Source organism: Pseudomonas sp. Y24-6 (assembly GCF_020295325.1).
GTDB lineage: Bacteria > Pseudomonadota > Gammaproteobacteria > Pseudomonadales > Pseudomonadaceae > Aquipseudomonas > Aquipseudomonas gregormendelii.
Map to the genome: position 1 here is coordinate 208683 of NZ_JACBXG010000002.1, position 19389 is coordinate 228071.

Annotated in this window: 21 protein-coding genes; 9 read left to right on the forward strand and 12 right to left on the reverse strand. The window is 60.7% G+C overall.

Annotated elements, in window-relative coordinates; all coding sequences use genetic code 11:
• Positions 1 to 8: 8 nt before the first annotated feature.
• Complete coding sequence (locus HYI44_RS04665) at positions 9 to 473, forward strand: TIGR02444 family protein (RefSeq protein WP_225568876.1); 465 nt, start codon at positions 9 to 11, stop codon at positions 471 to 473.
• Here HYI44_RS04665 and HYI44_RS04670 read toward each other — a convergent pair.
• A complete protein-coding gene (locus HYI44_RS04670; RefSeq protein WP_225568877.1) occupies positions 470 to 1639 on the reverse strand; it encodes an AlgP family protein in 1170 nt (389 codons plus the stop codon). The genes HYI44_RS04665 and HYI44_RS04670 overlap by 4 nt on opposite strands.
• Positions 1640 to 1831: 192 nt before the next feature.
• Between HYI44_RS04670 and HYI44_RS04675 the strand changes: the two genes are divergently transcribed.
• Positions 1832 to 2497, forward strand: a complete 666-nt coding sequence (locus tag HYI44_RS04675) for an FKBP-type peptidyl-prolyl cis-trans isomerase (protein ID WP_122841028.1) — start codon at positions 1832 to 1834, stop codon at positions 2495 to 2497.
• A 62-nt stretch (positions 2498 to 2559) separates the two neighbouring features.
• Here the strand turns inward: HYI44_RS04675 and rsd are convergent, their stop codons facing one another.
• The 7 genes from rsd to HYI44_RS04710 form a co-directional block, all read right to left on the reverse strand.
• Positions 2560 to 3018: a sigma D regulator gene (rsd, locus tag HYI44_RS04680; protein ID WP_122841027.1), complete on the reverse strand. Its 459-nt coding sequence runs from the start codon at positions 3016 to 3018 to the stop codon at positions 2560 to 2562.
• A gap of 178 nt (positions 3019 to 3196) precedes the next feature.
• On the reverse strand, positions 3197 to 3748 hold the full coding sequence (locus HYI44_RS04685; RefSeq protein ID WP_225568878.1) for a disulfide bond formation protein B: 552 nt from the start codon (positions 3746 to 3748) through the stop codon (positions 3197 to 3199).
• A 243-nt stretch (positions 3749 to 3991) separates the two neighbouring features.
• Positions 3992 to 5230, reverse strand: coding sequence for a heme biosynthesis protein HemY (locus HYI44_RS04690; protein WP_225568879.1), 1239 nt, complete (start codon positions 5228 to 5230; stop codon positions 3992 to 3994).
• The gene (locus HYI44_RS04695; protein ID WP_225568880.1) at positions 5227 to 6381 is read right to left on the reverse strand and encodes a uroporphyrinogen-III C-methyltransferase; all 1155 of its coding nucleotides are present in this window, start codon (positions 6379 to 6381) and stop codon (positions 5227 to 5229) included. The genes HYI44_RS04690 and HYI44_RS04695 overlap by 4 nt, the downstream gene beginning before the upstream one ends.
• A gap of 16 nt (positions 6382 to 6397) precedes the next feature.
• Entirely contained in the window at positions 6398 to 7165 is a 768-nt protein-coding gene (locus HYI44_RS04700; RefSeq protein WP_122841023.1) for a uroporphyrinogen-III synthase, read from the reverse strand.
• Complete coding sequence (gene hemC, locus HYI44_RS04705) at positions 7162 to 8103, reverse strand: hydroxymethylbilane synthase (protein WP_122841022.1); 942 nt, start codon at positions 8101 to 8103, stop codon at positions 7162 to 7164. Before hemC ends, HYI44_RS04700 begins: the two co-directional genes overlap by 4 nt.
• Positions 8104 to 8241: 138 nt before the next feature.
• Positions 8242 to 8988: a LytR/AlgR family response regulator transcription factor gene (locus HYI44_RS04710; RefSeq protein ID WP_045059682.1), complete on the reverse strand. Its 747-nt coding sequence runs from the start codon at positions 8986 to 8988 to the stop codon at positions 8242 to 8244.
• Between the two features lie 460 nt (positions 8989 to 9448).
• Here HYI44_RS04710 and argH point away from each other — a divergent pair, with 460 nt between their 5' ends.
• A complete protein-coding gene (gene argH, locus HYI44_RS04715; protein WP_045059683.1) occupies positions 9449 to 10843 on the forward strand; it encodes an argininosuccinate lyase in 1395 nt (464 codons plus the stop codon).
• 115 nt (positions 10844 to 10958) lie between these two features.
• Here argH and HYI44_RS04720 read toward each other — a convergent pair whose 3' ends face one another.
• Positions 10959 to 11618 carry a glutathione S-transferase family protein gene (locus HYI44_RS04720; RefSeq protein ID WP_122841020.1) on the reverse strand — a complete coding sequence of 220 codons (660 nt, stop codon included), beginning with the start codon at positions 11616 to 11618 and terminating at the stop codon, positions 10959 to 10961.
• Between the two features lie 124 nt (positions 11619 to 11742).
• On the opposite strand from HYI44_RS04720, the gene HYI44_RS04725 reads away from it, so the two are divergent.
• The 3 genes from HYI44_RS04725 to HYI44_RS04735 all read left to right on the forward strand — a co-directional run bounded on the left by HYI44_RS04725 (position 11743) and on the right by HYI44_RS04735 (position 15555).
• Positions 11743 to 12027 (forward strand): hypothetical protein, encoded by a 285-nt coding sequence (locus HYI44_RS04725; protein WP_045059685.1) that lies wholly within the window; start codon positions 11743 to 11745, stop codon positions 12025 to 12027.
• A 241-nt stretch (positions 12028 to 12268) separates the two neighbouring features.
• A complete protein-coding gene (locus HYI44_RS04730; RefSeq protein ID WP_045059686.1) occupies positions 12269 to 12514 on the forward strand; it encodes a TIGR02647 family protein in 246 nt (81 codons plus the stop codon).
• Between the two features lie 194 nt (positions 12515 to 12708).
• On the forward strand, positions 12709 to 15555 hold the full coding sequence (locus tag HYI44_RS04735) for a class I adenylate cyclase (protein WP_225568881.1): 2847 nt from the start codon (positions 12709 to 12711) through the stop codon (positions 15553 to 15555).
• A gap of 6 nt (positions 15556 to 15561) precedes the next feature.
• Here the strand turns inward: HYI44_RS04735 and rnk are convergent, their stop codons facing one another.
• The 3 genes from rnk to cyaY form a co-directional block, all read right to left on the reverse strand.
• Complete coding sequence (gene rnk / locus HYI44_RS04740) at positions 15562 to 15972, reverse strand: nucleoside diphosphate kinase regulator (protein WP_045059688.1); 411 nt, start codon at positions 15970 to 15972, stop codon at positions 15562 to 15564.
• A 252-nt stretch (positions 15973 to 16224) separates the two neighbouring features.
• On the reverse strand, positions 16225 to 16452 hold the full coding sequence (locus HYI44_RS04745) for a DUF1289 domain-containing protein (protein WP_225568882.1): 228 nt from the start codon (positions 16450 to 16452) through the stop codon (positions 16225 to 16227).
• A gap of 3 nt (positions 16453 to 16455) precedes the next feature.
• A complete protein-coding gene (gene cyaY, locus HYI44_RS04750) occupies positions 16456 to 16788 on the reverse strand; it encodes an iron donor protein CyaY (protein WP_045059690.1) in 333 nt (110 codons plus the stop codon).
• A gap of 329 nt (positions 16789 to 17117) precedes the next feature.
• Between cyaY and lptM the strand changes: the two genes are divergently transcribed.
• From lptM to dapF, 3 genes are read left to right on the forward strand one after another with little or no spacing between them, the layout of a single operon-like run.
• Positions 17118 to 17294 (forward strand): LPS translocon maturation chaperone LptM, encoded by a 177-nt coding sequence (gene lptM, locus HYI44_RS04755; protein ID WP_045059691.1) that lies wholly within the window; start codon positions 17118 to 17120, stop codon positions 17292 to 17294.
• Between the two features lie 9 nt (positions 17295 to 17303).
• Positions 17304 to 18551: a diaminopimelate decarboxylase gene (gene lysA / locus HYI44_RS04760; RefSeq protein ID WP_122841017.1), complete on the forward strand. Its 1248-nt coding sequence runs from the start codon at positions 17304 to 17306 to the stop codon at positions 18549 to 18551.
• Positions 18552 to 18555: 4 nt separating this feature from the next.
• Positions 18556 to 19386 carry a diaminopimelate epimerase gene (gene dapF / locus HYI44_RS04765; protein WP_122841016.1) on the forward strand — a complete coding sequence of 277 codons (831 nt, stop codon included), beginning with the start codon at positions 18556 to 18558 and terminating at the stop codon, positions 19384 to 19386.
• Positions 19387 to 19389: the final 3 nt, after the last annotated feature.

Below are 19389 nucleotides of genomic sequence, written 5' to 3' on the forward strand. Positions count from 1 at the left end.
GTAGCACTATGTCCTCTGACCTGTGGAGCTTTTCCCTTGACGCTTACGCGAGGCCCGGCGCTGAGCGGGCGTGCCTGCAACTGCAATCGGCGGGCACGAACGTGTGCCTGCTGCTGTGCGGATTGTGGCTGGAACACCGAGGGGTAGTCTTTAACGAACTGCGATTGCTGGAACTGCGGGAAGTAGTCGAAGGCTGGGATGCGGGCGTGATTCAGCCCCTTCGTGCATTACGCGGCCAGTGGAAAGCCGCCGCAGCTGACGATACAGACCTCAATATCTTGCGGGAAAAAGTCAAGGCGCTGGAACTTGAAGGCGAGCAAATTCTTTTGTCGCGACTGGAAAAAACCGCGCAGCAGTGGCCGCAGAATGACAAGGCCGGATCAACGGCCTGGCTGGAAGGTGTCGCGGCGGACACCACCAACGTTGGCCGCGACGCGCTGCATCAGCTGCGCGTCGCGGTGACCGGCACTTAGGAAGCGCTGGTTGGGGTAGTGCCTGTGTTCGACGATGCAGCTGGCGTTGGCGCCGCCGCAGGGGCCGAAGTGCTGCCGGTGGTTGGCGAAGCCGGAGCTGAGTTCGACGATGATGCAGGCGCTGCCGGCTTGGCAGCAGGGGTCGAAGTCGGCTTCGCAGCGGCGGGCTTTTTCACCGCTGGCTTGGCTGCAGGTTTCGCAGCTGGCTTGGCAGCAGCTGGTTTTGCAGCGGTGGCTGGCTTGGCAGCGGCAGCAGGTTTCGCACCGGCCGTTTTGGCAGCAGGCTTGGTCGCCACTTTTGCAGCGGATTTGGCGGCCGGCTTGGCAGCAGGTTTCGCCGCGGCCGGTTTAGCTGCAGCAAGTTTGGCAGCAGGCTTCGCGGCTGCAGTTCTAGCAGCTGGTTTGGCTGCTGCGCTTTTTGCTGCAGCCGGTTTGTTAGCGGCAGGTTTGGCAGGCGCTTTTGCAGCAGCGGTTTTGGCAGCAGCTGGTTTTGCCGCTGCGGATTTAGCAGCAGGTTTGGCTGCAGCGGTTTTCGCCGCCGGCTTGGCTACCGGTTTTGCCGCAGCAGTTTTGGCCGCTGGCTTGGCAACTGGTTTTGCCGCAGCCGATTTAGCAGCCGGCTTGGCAGCACTGGCAGCCACTGGTTTTTTAGCAGCCACTTTCACCGGTGCTTTCGCGGCTGGTTTGGCAGCAGCCTTGGCGGGTGCTTTTGCAGCTGTCGATTTGGCTGCGGCTTTCTTGGCAGGTGCCGCAGCAGGCTTGGCCGAACGCAGGGACAACGCCTTGCCGACAGCCTCTTGAACACGACCGACACCCTGGGCCAGTTTCAGGCTTTCCTGAGCATCACGCTTGAGTTGCAGGATGTAGTTGCGGGTCTCGGATTGACGATCCTTGAGGGCATCGAGCAGGTCTTCAAGTTCCTTGACTCCATCCTTGGCCTTGGCTTGCGCCTTAGCCTTGCCGGCCGCCGCAGCGTCCTGCAATTTGGTACGGGATTTGTGCAATTTTTCCTGCGCTTTACCGCGCTGTTTTTCCAGCTTGGCGAGCAGTTTTTCAGCATCAGCCAAGGCTTGCGAACAAGCAGTTTCCAAATGCTCGAGCAAGCTGCCCGACAATTGTTGGAGTAAGTGCAACGGAGTATTTACAGGCTTCTTGGTGGCCGACATGGTTTACCTCCTGGCTGACGTGGGTGCGGCTCATACTAGACCTCTGCAGACACCGCCGCTAGGCCATGTTGACAGTATCGAAAGCGTTGCGTTGCACCTGACAGCAAAACTTCTGCTCCCGCCCGAAAGCAGTTCACCGTTCATTGCATTCGCACTGGCATAATCGGCCGCATCTCAGGCCGGAGAGTGCCCATGTCGCGTTATCTTTTTTTATCGTTGTGCGTGTTTTTTTCAGTGGCTCAGGCTGCGGAAAAAACCACCGAAACCGACGCTCACAATCTCGCCTACAGCCTGGGGGCGAGCCTCGGCGAACGGCTGCGCCAGGAGGTACCTGACCTTCAAGTGCAGGCACTGCTCGACGGTTTGCAGCAGGCTTATCAGGGCAAGCCCCTGGCACTGAAAGACGAACAGATCGAGCAGATCCTGGCCGAACATGAAGCGCAAATTGCCGAGCAACCGACAGTGCCGCAAAGCGAAATTGCCCTCGAAAAAGAACAGCGTTTTCTCACCGCGGAAAAGGCCCGACCTGGCGCTCGGGAAATCGAGGACGGCATCCTGCTGACGGAACTGACGCCAGGTGCCGGAGCAAAGGCCGGTCCGAATGGCAAGGTACAGGTGCTGTACATCGGACGCCTCCCCGACGGCACGGTGTTCGATCAAAACAGCCAGCCGCAATGGTTCAGCCTGGACAGTGTGATCTCGGGCTGGCGTACGGCGCTGCAGAACATGCCGGTGGGCGCGAAATGGCGACTGGTGATTCCATCGGCGCAAGCCTATGGCGCCGAAGGTGCCGGGGACCTGATTGCGCCCTTCACGCCCCTGGTATTCGAGGTGGAATTACGCGACGCGAAAGGCTGAATTCCACGCACAAAAAACGGCGCGCCAAGCGCACCGTTTTTTAAGGTACTGCACAAAGAAATTCAGGCCTGAACCGGATCTTCTTCCTTGTGCGCGGTGTGCAACACTTCGATCAGGCAGTCTTCCAGTTCGAAGCGCTCGTGCAACAAGCCACCGAGCTCCTTGAACTTCTCCGCCACGCACTGACCTGCATCGCACAGGTCGTTGAACGCCAGCAGCTTCTCAGTGATGACGTCGATTCGCGGGTAAATGGTCTCGGCCAGTTCCAGCCCACGCTTGTCATTGAAGGCCTTGGCCTCCCCTGTCAGTTGTTCGTAGATCTCGAAATGCCCGGCTGAGACGTAATCGACCAGCACACCGCAGAATTCCTGCAAAGGCTTGCGGTTCTCGCTCAGCGCCTCGGGCTTTTCGCCGAGATCGTCATAAGCCCGCACCAGTTCGTGACGCTCCTGCAACCAGCGATCGATCAGCAGATGCACTCCACCCCATCGTTCTTGAGCATTCTGACAACTTTCGAGCATGGTGATCTCTCTTCCCTTGTGGGTCATGCTGCCCTACACCTGTCACGCACTTGAAGGTCAAGGATCGGTCAGGCAGAGCGTCATTCGAGCAACATAATTCCAATGACACGTGCGGGCCAGATTATGCCCGCGCGACTGTGGCTTCAAGGTACGCAGGAGATAAAGTTCATACAAGTGTTTAATCGCGCGCCAGACTGCCCTGCGACGACTCGCCGCTGAGTGGTCGCCGAAAGGTGCGCCACAGAAGCCCGAGCGGTTGAAAAACAACCACAATTGTCACTGCAAAGAAGAACAGCAGGCTCCACTCCGGGATGCTCAGATCGAACAGCGTCCATGAAATCTCGGCACAATCGAAAGTACCTTCGAACATCTGCTTCAGTGCGCCCGACCAGGATGTATTGGCAAAAGCATCAGCCAGGCTCGCGGAGCAGTCGGACAGGTGATGCAGCGGATCGCTCTGCAGCACGACTTGACGCCATGCCGTAACCGTTCCCGCCACACTGCTGATCAACACCGGCAACCCATACACCAGCGTACCCGCACGGCCAGGGCCATGCAGGCAAGCAGACAAGCACACCCCCGTGAGCAACCACAGGCAGCCGCGCTGCAGGATGCACAGGCCGCACAGCCTGAGGCCGACTGCGTATTGCAGGTAATAGGAAATGCCTAACGCCAGGGCACCTGCGACGAAAACCATGAAGAACAAGGAGCGTGTGCGGGCCAAAGACATGGCATTTCCGTAACAGTAAGAGACAGGCAATTACGTTAGAGGAAAGCGCGCGGATCTTTCAAGGTACTACAGCAGGGAGAGTTCCACAGCGAGGGTGGGAAACCACGACAGATGCGCTAGGATCTGACGTAACCGTCTGTAGGAATAAGCCGACTCGGCACATTGAGGGGAATAATCTGACAGCAGCAGGGTGCTTTTTGACGAGGGAGCGAGCCCCCTCATCTCGAGCCCCCTACCTCGAACTCAAGCGCGGATCGGTACGGGTAACGGTGCCGCCAGCAAGCGTTCGTCCAGCAGGCCCAACCCTTCCTGGAACAGCTGATTGCTGCGTTCGGTATCACCCAATTGCGCCAGCAACCGCGCCAGTTCTGCACAGGCTTCCGGATTACGCTGCACTCGCAGGCTGCTCTCCAGATAGTCTCGCGCCTTGCCCCATAAACTGCTTTGCAGGCACAGGCGGCCCAGTGTCAGGAGCAGGCTCGGATCGGCCGGATGATCCTTGAGCCAGCCCTCGGCAGTTTGCAGCTGCCGCACCGGGTCGCTACCGCGCACGAGCCCGTAAAGACGCGCCAGGTGGCTGTTGTAATCACGCTTGAGCGCTGTGCGCAGCACCTCTTCCGCTTCCACCTGGGCACCCAGTTGGCGCAGCTGCTCGGCGTAGGCCAGCACCAGTTGCGGCTCCTGGCGCTGGGCCGATGTCAGCTTCTGCCAGGCGCTGTTGAGCGACTGCAGGCCGACAGTGCCGTCCTCTTCCCGCTGCGCTGCCAGGGACAGGTTCTCACCCCAGGCACGGCGCTCCAGGTCGGCCAGCTCGGCAGGTGGCAGTACCTTGTCCTTGCGCAATTCCGGCAACAACCGGATCACTGCCGACCAATCGCCCCGTTGTTGATGCAGGCGTTGCAGCTGGCGCAACGTCTGCACGTTATGCGGATGGCGCTCGTGCATGGCTTGAAGCGTCGCCAGGGCACCCTCGGTGTCGCCTCGATCGGTCTGCAGTTGCGCATGATTCAAGGCAATCGCCAGCTCGGCCTGTGGTTGGCGCTCGAGCGCCCGCTCGAGCAGGTTGTCGCTCTCTTCGTACTTGCCTTGTTCGTTGGCCGCGCGGGCAGCGCCGAGGTAGTAAAGCAGCGGTTGGCGCTCGGCTTCCGCAGCTCGATGCAGGTGACGCTGCGCACTGGCCCAGCGGCCCTCGGCCAGATCCAGCTGGCCATGTTCGATCGCGACCTGCACGCGGCGACTGCGATTGCGTCGCGACCAGGGATTGACCACGCCACTGGATGTCATCACCAGTTCGATCAGCGCCTTGATGCCCCAAATCACCAGCCACAAAACGGCCACCAGCGCGAGGGTAGCCCACAGGCTCGATTCGAAACGAAAGCTCTTGTAGGCGATCAGCACGTAGCCGGAATGCTCGGCAATCGCCAGGCCCAGCGCGGCCGCAGCAGCTATCACCAGAAACACGATCACATACAGGCGTTTCATGGCGTGGCCTCCTGCGCGGTGTCAGCGGCAGGCTTGGCCATCGGCTTGACGGAGGCCTCGGCGTTGACGTTGCGTCGCTCCAGGTACCCTTGCACCGCGCTCAGTGCGCCAGTGAGGTCCGGGGTCACCACGGTCACCGGCTGTTTGCTCAGCTCACCCACCTGCTCAAGCATCACTTTGCTCTGCGGGTTGTCCGGGTTGAAGTTGCCCTTGAGTATGTCCCGGGCTTCGGCCAGGGCCTGGGTGTACACCGGAGCCTGACCATTCAGTGCAGCCCACTGGGCTTGCTCCAGGGCCAGGCTAAGCGCCAGGCGCACCTGGCTGAGGCTCTGGCCTGCCAGCAATGGGCGAACATTCTTGTCGGCGTTGAAGTCGAGGCGGATGTAGCGCGAGATCTGGTCCCACCATTGAGCCCAGCGGCTTGCGCCATCGCCATCGGCGGTCAGGCCCAGCAACGACTCGCCACGGTCCTTGTACTCCGGCGCCAGCTCGGTGAGGTTAATCACCTGGTCGCGCAATGCGCCCAGGCGCAGGAACAGTCCGGTGCGGTCCGGCTGCTCGGTGCTGCGTAGCGCGACCAGGGTCTTGGCCACTTGCTCGCGGGCAGCGAAGGAGCCCGGATCGTTCTGTTCGCGCAGAATTTCGTCGGCACCCTGGACCAGGGCCTGAGCGCTGCTGATGTCCTGCAAAGCAGACAGGCGCAGGCTGGCGAGACGCAACAAATGCTCCGCCTCAGCCAGGCGCCAGTCCTTGCGGCTGGCACCGAGGATGGTCTCCAGGCGCTGGTTCAGGCGCTGCTGATCGCCTTGCAACTGAGCCACCAAGCGGCTGCGGGCTTCAAGTTCATCGGCAGGGGGCAGTTGCTCCAACCGAGCGCTCAGGCGTTGCTCATTGAGTTTCAGGCTCTGCGCCTGATCGTTCAAGGCCTGCACCTGGCTCAGCTGTTGCTGGTTATTGGCCTGCAGGTGACGCACCTGCCAGACACCCCAACCACCGACAGCAACGCCGGTAGCACCCAGCAACAGCGCGACGATTGCCAGGCCATTGCCACGGCGCTGCACGGGAGCAGGAGGTACGGTATCAATCGGATCTTCAACCGGGGCATGCAGCACTGGCTGGACGTCATCTTTTGGCAAGGCTGTTTCGCTCACGTATCCATCCTTTGCATTAGAGAACGGGTTCGGGATGCTCCCGTAACGCCGTCAGCAAGGCCGCGGCACTGGCGCCACGACAATCCACAACTATTTGCGCCCCGGCAGCACGTGCCATTTCGGCGACCCGGGGGCTCGGTACAAACAACGGCAACTGCGCCAAGTGCGGCCAGGAATCGCCAGCCAATTGATGCAAGTGCTCAAAACCCTGTCCACTGCTGACCACCAGCCCGTTCAAGCGTTCCGCGCAGATCCGCTCAGGCAGCGTTGCCGGCGGGTAGTGGGGCAATTCGCGACGGTACAACTGCAGATACTCGACACTAGCACCAAGCCCGCGCAAACGCTCAGCGAGCAATTCGCGCCCGCCCTCCCCGCGCATGATCAACACACGCGAAGCAGGCCCGGCGATTGCCTGGCGAAACGCGTCATGCTCAAGCAATGCTTCGCTGTCATCGCCCTGCTCGGGAAAGCTGACGTCCAGACGATGCTTATCGAGTATCTGCGCGGTAGCTGCGCCGACGCTGAACCACTTCAAGGCCGGTGGCTCTGGCCAATACTGGCTGAGCAACTCGACGGCGATCCTGGCGGCGGGTTTGCTGACCACGATCACCGCATCGAAGCGATCCAGCCTCTGGATCACCTCGCGCATGTTGGCAGAAACGGGAAGAGGCTCTATGTCCAAAAGCGGCAAGCTGCTGCTGAAAACTCCCGCGTCCATCAACACGCCAGCCAGTGCCATCGACTCATCGGCTGGACGCGTCAGCAACAGGCGCCAGCAAGTCACTCGTGACCTGCCTCGCCATAGACCGCCTTGAGGATGTCATCGGCACCCTGGCTCAGGAGGTCTTCAGCCACTTGCACGCCAAGGGCCTCGGCCTCGCTGCGTGGTGCACGTGCCTCGGCGCTGAGCAACAGGCCGCCGCTTGGGTCACCCACCAGGCCGCGCAACCAGACCTGCTCGCCTTCAAGCACGGCGTAGCAGGCGATCGGCACCTGGCAGCCGCCATTCAGATGCTTGTTCAGGGCTCGCTCGGCGGTGACACGGGTAGCCGTGTCCTGATGGTGCAACGGCGCCAGCAAGGCGTGGATTTGCGTATCGACGCTGCGGCACTCGATGCCCACTGCGCCCTGACCGCCGGCAGGCAGGCTGTCGTCGACGCTGATGGCCGAGGTGATGCGGTCTTCGAAGCCCAGTCGAATCAGGCCGGCAGCTGCCAGGATGATCGCGTCATATTCACCTGCATCGAGCTTGGCAAGTCGCGTGTTGACGTTGCCGCGCAGGAAACGGATTTCCAGATCCGGGCGACGAGTCAGCAACTGGGCCTGGCGACGCAGGCTGGAGGTACCGACGATGCTGCCCTCAGGCAGTTCGTCCAGGCTTGCGTAGGTGTTAGAGACGAAAGCGTCGCGCGGGTCTTCGCGCTCGCAGATGCAGAACAGCCCCAGGCCTTCGGGGAAGTCCATTGGCACGTCTTTCATTGAGTGCACGGCGATGTCCGCTTCGTTTTCCAGCAGTGCCGTTTCCAGTTCCTTGACGAACAGGCCTTTGCCACCGATTTTCGAGAGCGGCGAGTCGAGCAGCTTGTCGCCGCGACTGACCATTGGCACCAGTGTTACCAGCAGTCCCGGATGGGCCTGTTCCAGGCGGGCTTTGACATATTCGGCCTGCCACAGGGCGAGAGCACTTTTGCGGGTGGCGATGCGGATTTCGCGAGAGGACATGGATCAATCCGTACTGAATAGATACGGCGGATAATAACAGCTCAGCCAAATCCACTTTGACTTGTATCAGAAACGTAGTGGCCTCCCTGGCCTCGGATGTCCTGCAAGCCGCTGGACAAAACGCCTGTGAACCGCGAGTTAAAGCTGCTGCATCATTTTTCGCACGCCCGCCACATGGCGGCGACTGACGATCAGCGCATCACCATTCAAGCCCTTGAGGTACAGCTGGAAATGCCCAAGAGGCGTACGTTGCAGGCGTTCAATTCGCTCGCGAGCCACCAGCGCATTGCGATGGATACGCACGAACCGGTCGCCGAATTCATCCTCAAGCGCCTTGAGAGGCTCGTCGAGCAGCACTTCGCCGCCTTCGTGGCGCAACGTCACATATTTGTGGTCGGCGATAAAATAGACCACCTGGCCCAGCGGGATCAGCTCGATGCCCTTACGGGTTCGGGCGCTGATATGACTTCGCGGGCCGCTGCCAGTCTCGGCGGCAGGACGGGTGAGTGCAGCGAGCTGGACGCGATTGGGGCGCTCGGCTTTTTTTAACGCTTCTTGCAAGTGTTCGGTGCGCACAGGTTTCACCAGATAGCCTACGGCGCTGGCCTGTAAGGCTTCCACGGCAAATTCATCGGGCCCTGTGCAAAACACCACGGCGGGCGGGGTTTCGCGTTCGCACAATCTTGCAGCCACTTGCAGGCCATCAAGGCCTGGCATGCCGATATCGAGCAACACGATATCCGGCTTGTGGCTGTCGATCAGTGCCAACGCCTCTTCGCCGTTCGTGGCGCTAGGCTCCAGGACGCTGTATCCCTCGAGTTCGCCAACCATTCGGCTCAGGCGCTCGCGGGCCAAGGGTTCGTCATCAACGATCAGGACATTCATATTGCGCTGGATTCCTGCGTGAGTCTCGCACAAGGATAGCGTAGACAGGTGAAGTGACGTCCGTCACCGCGATCCACGCTAAGACTAGCGCGAGGGCCAAAAAGTGCCGCTGGAACGACGGCTAAATTTTCATCATCCGGGCAATTATCGGCCCAGGCCCGCGTTGGCGAGGCATCGCCGTAGGGTTTGCTGATACACAATATGCACACCCCCTCTTTTTATAGCCAGTTGCAGCGCCCGGAAGTGCGCTGATCCCTCTGTCCAACTGTAGACGGTTGCCGGCGCGATATTGCTCAATCGAAAAATATCGTTGTGCGAATTATTGAAAGTCGGACCTGCCCCGGCTCGGCAGCCTCTGAAATCATTCCTGTCGACCAGTGTCAGCGACAGGCTTGGCAACCCTGTTATTATCCGCCACAGCTTCCAACGTCACTTTATTTCACCCGATACGAGCGAATTCATGAGCACTGACAAGACCAATCAGTCCTGGGGCGGCCGCTTCAGTGAACCCGTCGACGCCTTCGTCGCCCGCTTCACCGCCTCCGTCACCTTCGACCAGCGCCTGTATCGCCACGACATCATGGGCTCGATCGCCCACGCCACCATGCTGGCCAAGGTCGGCGTACTGACCGACGCCGAACGCGACAGCATCATCGATGGCCTGAACACCATCCAGGGTGAAATCGAGGCCGGACAATTCGACTGGCGCATCGACCTCGAAGACGTGCACATGAACATCGAGGCGCGCCTGACCGATCGCATCGGCGTGACCGGAAAAAAACTGCACACCGGGCGCAGCCGTAACGACCAGGTCGCAACCGACATCCGCTTGTGGCTGCGTGACGAGATCGACCTGATCCTCGCCGAAATCACCCGCCTGCAACAAGGGCTGCTGGAGCAGGCCGAGCGCGAAGCCGACAGCATCATGCCGGGCTTCACCCACCTGCAAACCGCGCAGCCGGTGACTTTCGGGCACCACATGCTGGCCTGGTTCGAAATGCTCAGCCGTGACTACGAGCGCCTGGTCGACTGCCGCAAGCGCACCAACCGCATGCCCTTGGGCAGCGCTGCGCTGGCCGGCACCACCTACCCGATCGACCGCGAGTACACCGCCCAGCTGCTGAATTTCGACGCTGTCGGCGGTAATTCGCTGGACAACGTTTCCGATCGTGACTTCGCCATCGAATTCTGTTCGGCCGCCAGTATCGCGATGATGCACCTGTCGCGCTTCTCCGAAGAACTGGTGCTTTGGACCAGCGCGCAGTTCCAGTTCATCGACCTGCCGGACCGCTTCTGCACCGGCAGCTCGATCATGCCGCAAAAGAAGAACCCGGACGTGCCCGAACTGGTTCGCGGCAAGACCGGCCGCGTATTCGGCGCATTGATGGGCCTGCTGACCCTGATGAAAGGCCAACCCCTGGCCTACAACAAGGACAACCAGGAAGACAAGGAACCGCTATTCGACGCCGCCGACACCTTGCGCGACTCGCTGCGGGCGTTCGCCGACATGATCCCGGCGATCAAACCCAAGCACGCCATGATGCGCGAAGCGGCCCTGCGCGGGTTTTCCACTGCGACTGACCTGGCCGACTACCTGGTCCGTCGTGGCCTGCCATTCCGTGACTGCCACGAAATTGTTGGGCATGCCGTGAAATACGGCGTTGAAAGTGGCAAGGACCTGGCGGAAATGAGCCTGGAAGAGCTGCGCAAGTTCAGCGACCAGATCGACCAGGACGTGTTCGCGGTGCTGACCCTTGAAGGCTCGGTGAATGCCCGTGACCATATCGGCGGGACTGCACCCGCGCAGGTGAAAAAGGCTGTGGTTCGCGGCCAGGCACTGCTCGCCAGCCGCTAGAAACATCGCGGGCAAGCTCCCACAGGTTTCTCTGGTGGCCACAGACCGTTGGCCAACAGGGATCCTTGTGGGAGCGGGCTTGCCCGCGATGACTGACTTCAAAGGGCTACAAAACCTACCTCTTGGACGCGACCATCGCCATAAACGCCGGCATGGCCGCTTCCTTGTCCTTTGCAATCCGCTGCACATGCGGATTCTGCTCCAGCCGCTCCAGCAGAAGCCTGGCCGCCGGCAGCTCCGCCAGCAAATCCAGGTCGAATAGCTTCTTCGCCACTGCGCACGCCAGCGGCACGCTGTACAGGAAATACAGATCTGCCACGCTCAGGCTGTCACCCGCTACGTAAGGAGCGAACCTGGCGTGCCTGCCCAGCGAGGCAAACCCCAGCAGCAACTCCGCCTTGGTCTTTTCCTTGATCGCATCCGCTACCGGCATGCCGAAAAATGCTTCGGGATAGCACGCGCGGCCTGGCAATTCGATATACAACTCGATTTCCTTGGCCAGCGCCAACACCTGGGCCCGCTCGAACGGATCGCTCGGCAGCAGTGGCTTGCCCGCCTGGCTCTGCTCTATGTACTCGAGGATTACCGCGGTTTCATTGACGAACCCCTGCTCGACGCCCAGCACCGGCACTTTGCCGCGCGGGCTGATCGCCAGGGCTTCGGCACTGGTGCCGGCATAAAACGGCACTTCCTCAAACGGCAGACCCTTTTCCAGCAGTGCCAGTTTGACCATGTTGTAATAGTTGCTGACAGAAAATCCGTAAAGCTTGAGCATCACAAAGCCTCCAGGCCGTGCAGGGGTTGGCAGCGCCAGTTATAGAACGCCCCTGCAGTTCTTGCCAGCAGCATCACAGCGCTGAATGCAGGTAAACTGGCCGTCTTAACTTGAGGAGCCTGCCATGAGCGAGCCAACAGATATCGAGATCGACGAAGAAGAATTCGCCGAGAACACTCTGGTCGAAGCGATCGAAAACCAGATTGAAAGCGACAACCCGCCTGCGGCCAAGGCCACCTTCAACAAGCTGACACTGGTGGGTTACGAGCGCGAAGAAATTCTTAACCTGATGGCCCACGTGCTGGCAGTAGAAATTGACGCAATCCTCGAAGAAGACCGCGCGTTCAACACCGAATGGTACGAAACGGCCCTGCGCGCCCTGCCCGAGCTGCCACCAGAAAAGAAATAACCCAATCCACTGTAGGAGCGAGCTCGCTCGCGAAAAACTCAAGAGCGCCGCTGAGCATCTGGCTAACCGCGTTTTCGTTCACGATCTTCGCGAACACGCTCGCTCCTACAGAAAAGCATCCGCAATATCACTATTGCCTCTCCCGCAGCAAAAAAACCCCACTGCAAGCACTGGACATGCCGCACAACTCGGCTCACCTTAGGGGCGCTATCGTCCAATTCCTAGAAAGTCTGGAGTCCTTATGTCGCTTACCCCTGAGTTGGTTGCCGAACTGGAAATCCTCGCACTCTTCAACCTGGACAGTTCCCAGGAAGGTTTGAAAATTCATCAGACCGCTGCCCCAAAAGCCATTGCCGCTGCCAAGCGCCTGTACGACAAAGAGCTGATCGATCAGCCTGACGGCGGTTATCTGACCAGCCTCGGACGTGACGCCGCACAAAATATCCAAACACTGCTGACCATCCTGAACGTCGAAGAAACAGCCTGAATGTGACTGTATCGCCCACGGAAACCCCTGTTACGGGATTTCCGCGGGCACCCTCTGTCATACGTCGGCGCGGCACGATAAAAATCTGACGCCAGAAAACCTAAATCAGCTTAAATGTCCCGGGCCCGAGGCGCTAAACTGCGCTTATCCCGAGATCACCTGCGCCCGTGCCTACCGAGCCGGTTTGAGCTGACATGACCCGCAACCATGAAATCCGCCCCGACCTGGACGAAGGCATTGACCGCAAGGTTCTCAGCCAGCTGCGCGCACGTTTTCTAACGCTCAACGAAGGTCGTATCGCCCGTGCGCTCGAAGGCCTGTCGAGCCGTCAGCAGGCTGTGCTGACGCTGCTGCCACTGTTCTTTCACGTCAATCATCCGCTGCTGCCCGGCTACGTCTCGGGCAATACACCGGCCGGGCTGTCGAATTACGAGCCGGACGCCACCACCCTCGCCGATGCCCAGCGCCTGACCCGATCGTTTTCCTACAAGCCGCGCCACGGCAGCAACCCGCCACGCCCCATCCATGGCCTGTTCCTGATGGGCAGTCTCGGCACCCTGGCCCAGGCGGACCAGAGCGATATGGATGTCTGGGTGTGCCACGCAACGGATCTGGGCGAGAACGAACTCGCCGAGCTGCGCAAGAAGTGTCAGTTGCTGGAAACCTGGGCCGCGAGCCAGGGGGCCGAGGCACACTTTTTCCTGATCGACGCGGCGCGCTTTGTTCGCGGCGAGCGGGATAACCAGCTCAGCTCGCAAGACTGCGGCACCACTCAGCACTACCTGTTGCTGGACGAGTTCTATCGCACCGCCATCTGGCTGGCCGGCCGCACCCCCATCTGGTGGCTGGTGCCGGTGTACGAAGAGGCGAACTACGAACGGTATACCCACGCGCTGATCTCCAAGCGCTTCATCCGCGCCGACGAGACTCTGGACCTGGGTCATATGGCGTACATCCCGCCTGGCGAATTCATCGGCGCAGGCCTGTGGCAGTTGTTCAAGGGCATCGACTCGCCCTACAAATCAGTGCTCAAGCTGCTATTGATCGAGGTTTACGCCAGCGAACATCCCAGGGTCAATTGCCTCAGCCTGCGCTTCAAACAAGCGGTGTTCGCCAACCAGCTCGACCTGGACGAGCTCGACCCCTACGTCGTGGTCTATCGGCGCATCGAGGAATACCTCAAGGCCCGAGGGGAATCGGAGCGCCTGGAGCTGGTGCGTCGCGCGCTGTACCTGAAGGTCGCCCGCAAGCTGACCTCCAGCAACAATCGCACCCGCAGCTGGCAACGTTCTCTGCTCGAACGCCTGGCCCATGAGTGGAACTGGGACGACCGGCACCTGGCCCTGCTCGACAGCCGCAGCCAGTGGAAAGTGCGCCAGGTCGGCACTGAACGCCGCGCCCTGGTCAGCGAACTCAACTACAGCTATCGCTTCCTGACCCGCTTCGCCCGTGATGAACAAACCGCCAGCCTGATTAACAAACGCGACCTTAATGTGCTGGGGCGCCGGCTGTATGCAGCCTTCGAGCGCAAGTCGAACAAGGTCGAATTCATCAATCCGGGGATTGCTCCGGACCTGGCCGAAGACACATTGACGCTGGTGTTCGCACCGGGCAAGAAGGAAACGGGGCAATCTCAATGGGGCCTGTACAACGGCAGCCTGGCGGCGCACGAGTGGGAGCATTTCGCGCCGATCAAGCGCAGCCGCCATTTGCTGGAATTGCTCACCTGGTGCCATCGCAACGGCGTGATCGACAACAGCACGCGCCTGGCGCTGCACCCGGGCGCCAGCGACCTCAGCGAATTCGAGCTGTTCAACCTGCTCGGCAGCCTGCAACAGAGCATCGCCCTGCCCCTGACCGCCGTCGCCGAAGAACCGCTGCTGCGCGCCGCCGTACCGAGCGAAGTGTTACTCCTGATAAACGTGGGAGTGGATCCGCTCAAGCATCATCGCGACCTCAATATCCTGATGACCACCGAACGCACCGACTCCCTCAGCTACGCCGGGGTGCGGGAGAACCTGGTGCTGACCCTGGATCAGGTAACGCTCAACAGCTGGAACGAAGTGCTGGTCAACCGTTTCGACGGCCCCCACGCTTTGCTCGACTGCCTGTGCGACTACCTCAACCATTTGCCGGAAGGCCGGCAGCAACCCCGGTTGCGCGTGCGCTGCTTCTGTCACAACCGCGCGCAGTTCATCGCCCAGCGGGTCGAAGAGATCATCGACAGTGCGCATGACCTGCTGCTGAGCCGCCTCAATCATCGCTACCTGCTTCAGGTCCAGCAGCACTACCACGTGCTGGAGCTGGTGCCGGGACAGGTCAAACATGTTGCCTTGGCCACGCTGGCCGAACTGGTCGACTACCTTGCCAGGCAACAGACGAGCTACAGCCCGCTGCACCTGGACCCCATGGCCCTTGCCGACCATGACCTGGCGCTGATCCTGCCAATGGGCCAGCCAGCCTGCATCCAGGTGTTCTACCGGGTCCATGAAGACCAGGCAGATATCTACGTATTGGATGAGTTCAACGCCTTGTGGCAGCAGCGTCTGCCCTATCACGACGATCAAAGCCTGCTGGTGCCACTGCAGCGTTTCCTTCAGTCCATCGGGTTTCGACGCGAAGCCTTGCTGCCCATGAGTGGCGTACAGCCGTCGAGCCTCGAACTACAGTATTACCAGGTGTTACCGTCAGGCCCGGCGCGGGCTCGGCGGGTCGAAAACCGATCGGCGCCGGTGCTTGCGCCGAACCAACCGTTCTATGACGTGCAAGCCATCGTTGGCAAAGCCGGGGCCGACAGGGTGCAGGTCACCCTGTACTGTAATCAGCGCGAGTTTTCGGAGTTGGAGCATGGTGATCATCTGTTCAGGGTGGTGGCCCGGGAAATCGTCGAGCAACGCCGGGAACCCGAACGTTATCGGTGCTACATCACCGATCTGGACCTGTCGGGCCTGGCCGGTGATGATCAGCGCTCAAGCAATGTGTACCTGGGTTACAAGGCCGACCTGGAGCGCGCCTTGAACGAGGCGCTCGAGCAGGTCTGAGGAGTCTTACTCCGGGAAATCACCGCCATTGGCAGGTTGGGATTCAACTTCCAGCAGGGTCAGCTTCAGGGTCTTGCCACCCGGTGCCGGCCAGTCGATGTGCTGACCCACCTTGAGGCCCAGCAGCGCGCTGCCGACAGGTGCCAGGATGGAAATCTTGCCTTCGTCGGCGTTCGCATCCTTGGGGTAGACCAGGGTCAGGTGGTAGTCCTTGCCGCTGCTTTCCTCCCGGCAATGCACTTTGGAATTCATGGTCACGACGTCGGCAGGCACATCTTCGTGTCCGACCAGGGTATCGGCGCGATCCAGTTCGGTTTGCAGCGCGATAACGCCCGGCAGCGTGTCATCCAGGCTGTCGATCAGGCGCTCCAGACGTTGCACGTCCAGACGGGTAAGGGTGATGGAAGGTGCGGTCATGATCAGGGCAGACTCCTTTCTTCTGCACGAAAAAAGCAAAACCCCGCCACAAAAAGGCGGGGTTTTCACGAGCCTCGATGGGTTGAGGCGTACCCGGACACTATCACAGCTCAATAAATATACAAGCCAGTGGTGGCGGACGGCTTTGCCCCCCGTAGGAGCTGCCGCAGGCCGCGATCTTTTGATCTTGTTCTACGGCGAACTCGGTATCGCTAAAAATCAAGATCAAAAGATCGCAGCCTTCGGCAGCTCCTACAGGATATTGGTGGTGGCTTTGCGATTTGAGGCCTGGGCGCAGATAACCCGGCGGCGATCATCGTCGGCCGAGCGCCATTCGCGGATATCTTCGACGTGGCGAGAACACCCCAGGCAAACCTTTTGCTCGTCCAGCCGGCAGACTCCACTGCACGGCGACGGGACTGCCGCGCTGACGTTGCTGTAGAGCGGCTTGGGCGGACGAACAGATGCAGGCTCGGCCACTTTTTACAAACCTTCGAAATCGAATTCAGCACCGGCCTGCTGCTTGACGATGCGCTCGAGCATCTCGCCAAGCTGCTCTTCGCTCTTGTCGCACATCCAGCGCTCGCTCTCTTCGTCGTAGTCGAAGTGGAACCCACCGGACACCGCTGCCAGCCACAGCTGACGCAACGGCTCCTGACGGCTGAAGATCAACTGGCTGCCGTTTTCGAACTTCACGGTCAACACGCCAGCCGAACTCTCCAGATCGATGTCCAGGTCGCTGTCGTCAAAGATATCCTCCAGCGTTTGCTGGGTGGCATCGACCAGATCGTGGAAACGGGCTTCGGTCAAACTCATTACGGCAACCTCAAAAAGTGTCTACTCGCGCTCAAGCGCCGCACGATACGGGCGAGCCCCGGTGATTGCAAAGGATAACGATCAAGGGTCGATACAGGTACATAAAACACTGTACCCGTGGGAGCGGGCTTGCCCGCGAAGGGGCCAGCCCATTCAAGATCTTTGTTGACTGACACACCGCTTTCGCGAGCAAGCCCGCTCCCACAGGCATTGCGGCACCGTTCCGTGGATCGTGCACAGCCCCGCCGGACGGGAGGGCCGTCGCATAGGCAAGCTGCCGGGTGGCCGGTATACTCCGGCGCAATTAAAGCATTTTCAAGGATTTCGCCATGAAGCGCCTGATCTCTTCCCTTGCTGCGCTCGCTGCGGTTGCCTGCCTGCTGTCGGCCTGTGGGCAAAAAGGCCCGCTGTACCTGCCTGACGATTCCCAGGATCCTGTCGAGCAGGCCAAGTCGTCGCAGCAGCAGCCTGCGTCGAAAGCCCACAAGCACGACGTCTACCAATAAGGGAACCTCATGGACGCTTTTAACTACCGTGACGGTGAGCTGTTCGCGGAAGGTGTTGCCCTGTCCGCCATCGCCGAGCGTTTTGGCACGCCGACTTACGTCTACTCGCGCGCGCACATCGAAGCCCAGTACCTGGCTTACGCCGACGCGCTGGCTGGCACGCCACACCTGGTGTGTTTTGCGGTCAAGGCCAACTCCAACCTGGGTGTACTGAATGTCCTGGCGCGTCTGGGCGCCGGTTTCGACATCGTCTCCCGTGGTGAGCTGGAACGTGTGCTGGCCGCTGGCGGCAGCGCTGACAAGATCGTGTTCTCCGGAGTCGGCAAGACCCGTGACGATATGCGCCGCGCCCTGGAAGTCGGCGTGCACTGCTTCAACGTCGAATCCACCGACGAGCTGGAACGGCTGCAAGTCGTGGCAGCCGAGCTGGGCGTTCGCGCGCCGATCTCGCTGCGCGTCAACCCGGACGTCGATGCCGGCACTCATCCCTACATCTCCACAGGGCTGAAGGAAAACAAATTCGGCATCGCCATCGCCGACGCCGAAGACGTGTATGTCCGCGCCGCTCAACTGCCAAACCTGGAAGTGGTCGGCGTCGATTGCCACATCGGCTCCCAGCTGACCACCCTGCCGCCGTTCATCGACGCCCTCGATCGCCTGCTGGGCCTGGTCGACCGTCTCGGCGATTGTGGCATCTACCTGCGTCACATCGACCTCGGTGGTGGCCTGGGTGTGCGTTATCGCGATGAAGAGCCGCCATTGGCTGCCGACTACATCAAGGCCGTGCGCGAGCGTCTGGACGGCCGCGATCTGGCGCTGGTGTTCGAGCCGGGCCGCTTCATCGTGGCCAACGCCGGCGTGCTGCTGACCCAGGTCGAGTACCTCAAGCACACCGAGCACAAGGACTTCGCCATCGTCGATGCCGCCATGAACGACCTGATCCGCCCGGCGCTGTACCAGGCCTGGATGGACGTCACCGCAGTGCGCCCGCGCGACACCGCTGGCCGCGCCTACGACATCGTCGGGCCGATCTGCGAGACCGGCGACTTCCTGGCCAAGGATCGTCAGCTGGCCCTGGAAGAAGGTGACCTGCTGGCCGTACATTCGGCGGGCGCCTATGGGTTTGTCATGAGTTCGAACTACAACACTCGCGGCCGCGCCGCTGAAGTGTTGGTGGACGGTGATCAGGCATTTGAAGTGCGTCGCCGTGAAACGGTAGCCGAGTTGTTCGCTGGCGAAAGCCTGCTGCCGGAGTAAGACCATGCTGCTGCGTTTTACCAAGATGCACGGCCTGGGCAACGATTTCATGGTCCTCGACCTGGTCAGCCAGCACGCGCACATTTTGCCCAAGCACGCCAAGCAATGGGGCGACCGGCACACCGGCATCGGTTTCGACCAGTTGCTGATCGTCGAAGCCCCGAGCAACCCGGACGTGGACTTCCGCTATCGGATCTTCAACTCCGACGGCTCCGAAGTGGAACAGTGCGGCAACGGTGCGCGCTGTTTCGCCCGCTTTGTGCTCGACAAACGCCTGACCGCAAAACGGCAGATCCGCGTCGAGACCAAGAGCGGCATCATCGAACTGGATATCCGCAGCGACGGACAGATCAGCGTGAACATGGGCGCGCCGCGCCTGGTGCCGGCCGACATCCCGTTCGAAGCGCCTGAGCAGGCGCTCAGCTACCAGATCGAAGTGGACGGTACCGAGGTCGAGCTCGCCGCCGTGTCCATGGGCAACCCCCATGCGGTACTGCGGGTCAACGATATCAACAATGCACCGGTGCATGAACTGGGACCGAAGATCGAACATCACCCGCGCTTTCCGGCACGGGTGAACGTCGGCTTCCTCCAGGTCATCGACCGCAACCGCGCGCAACTGCGCGTCTGGGAACGCGGCGTCGGGGAAACCCAGGCCTGCGGTACCGGTGCCTGCGCAGCCGCAGTGGCCGCGATCAGCCAGGGGTGGATGGATTCGCCGCTATTGATCGACCTGCCCGGCGGGCGCCTGTCCATTGAATGGGCAGGCCCTGGCCAACCGGTGATGATGACCGGCCCGGCAGTTCGTGTTTACGAAGGACAAGTACGTCTTTGAGTG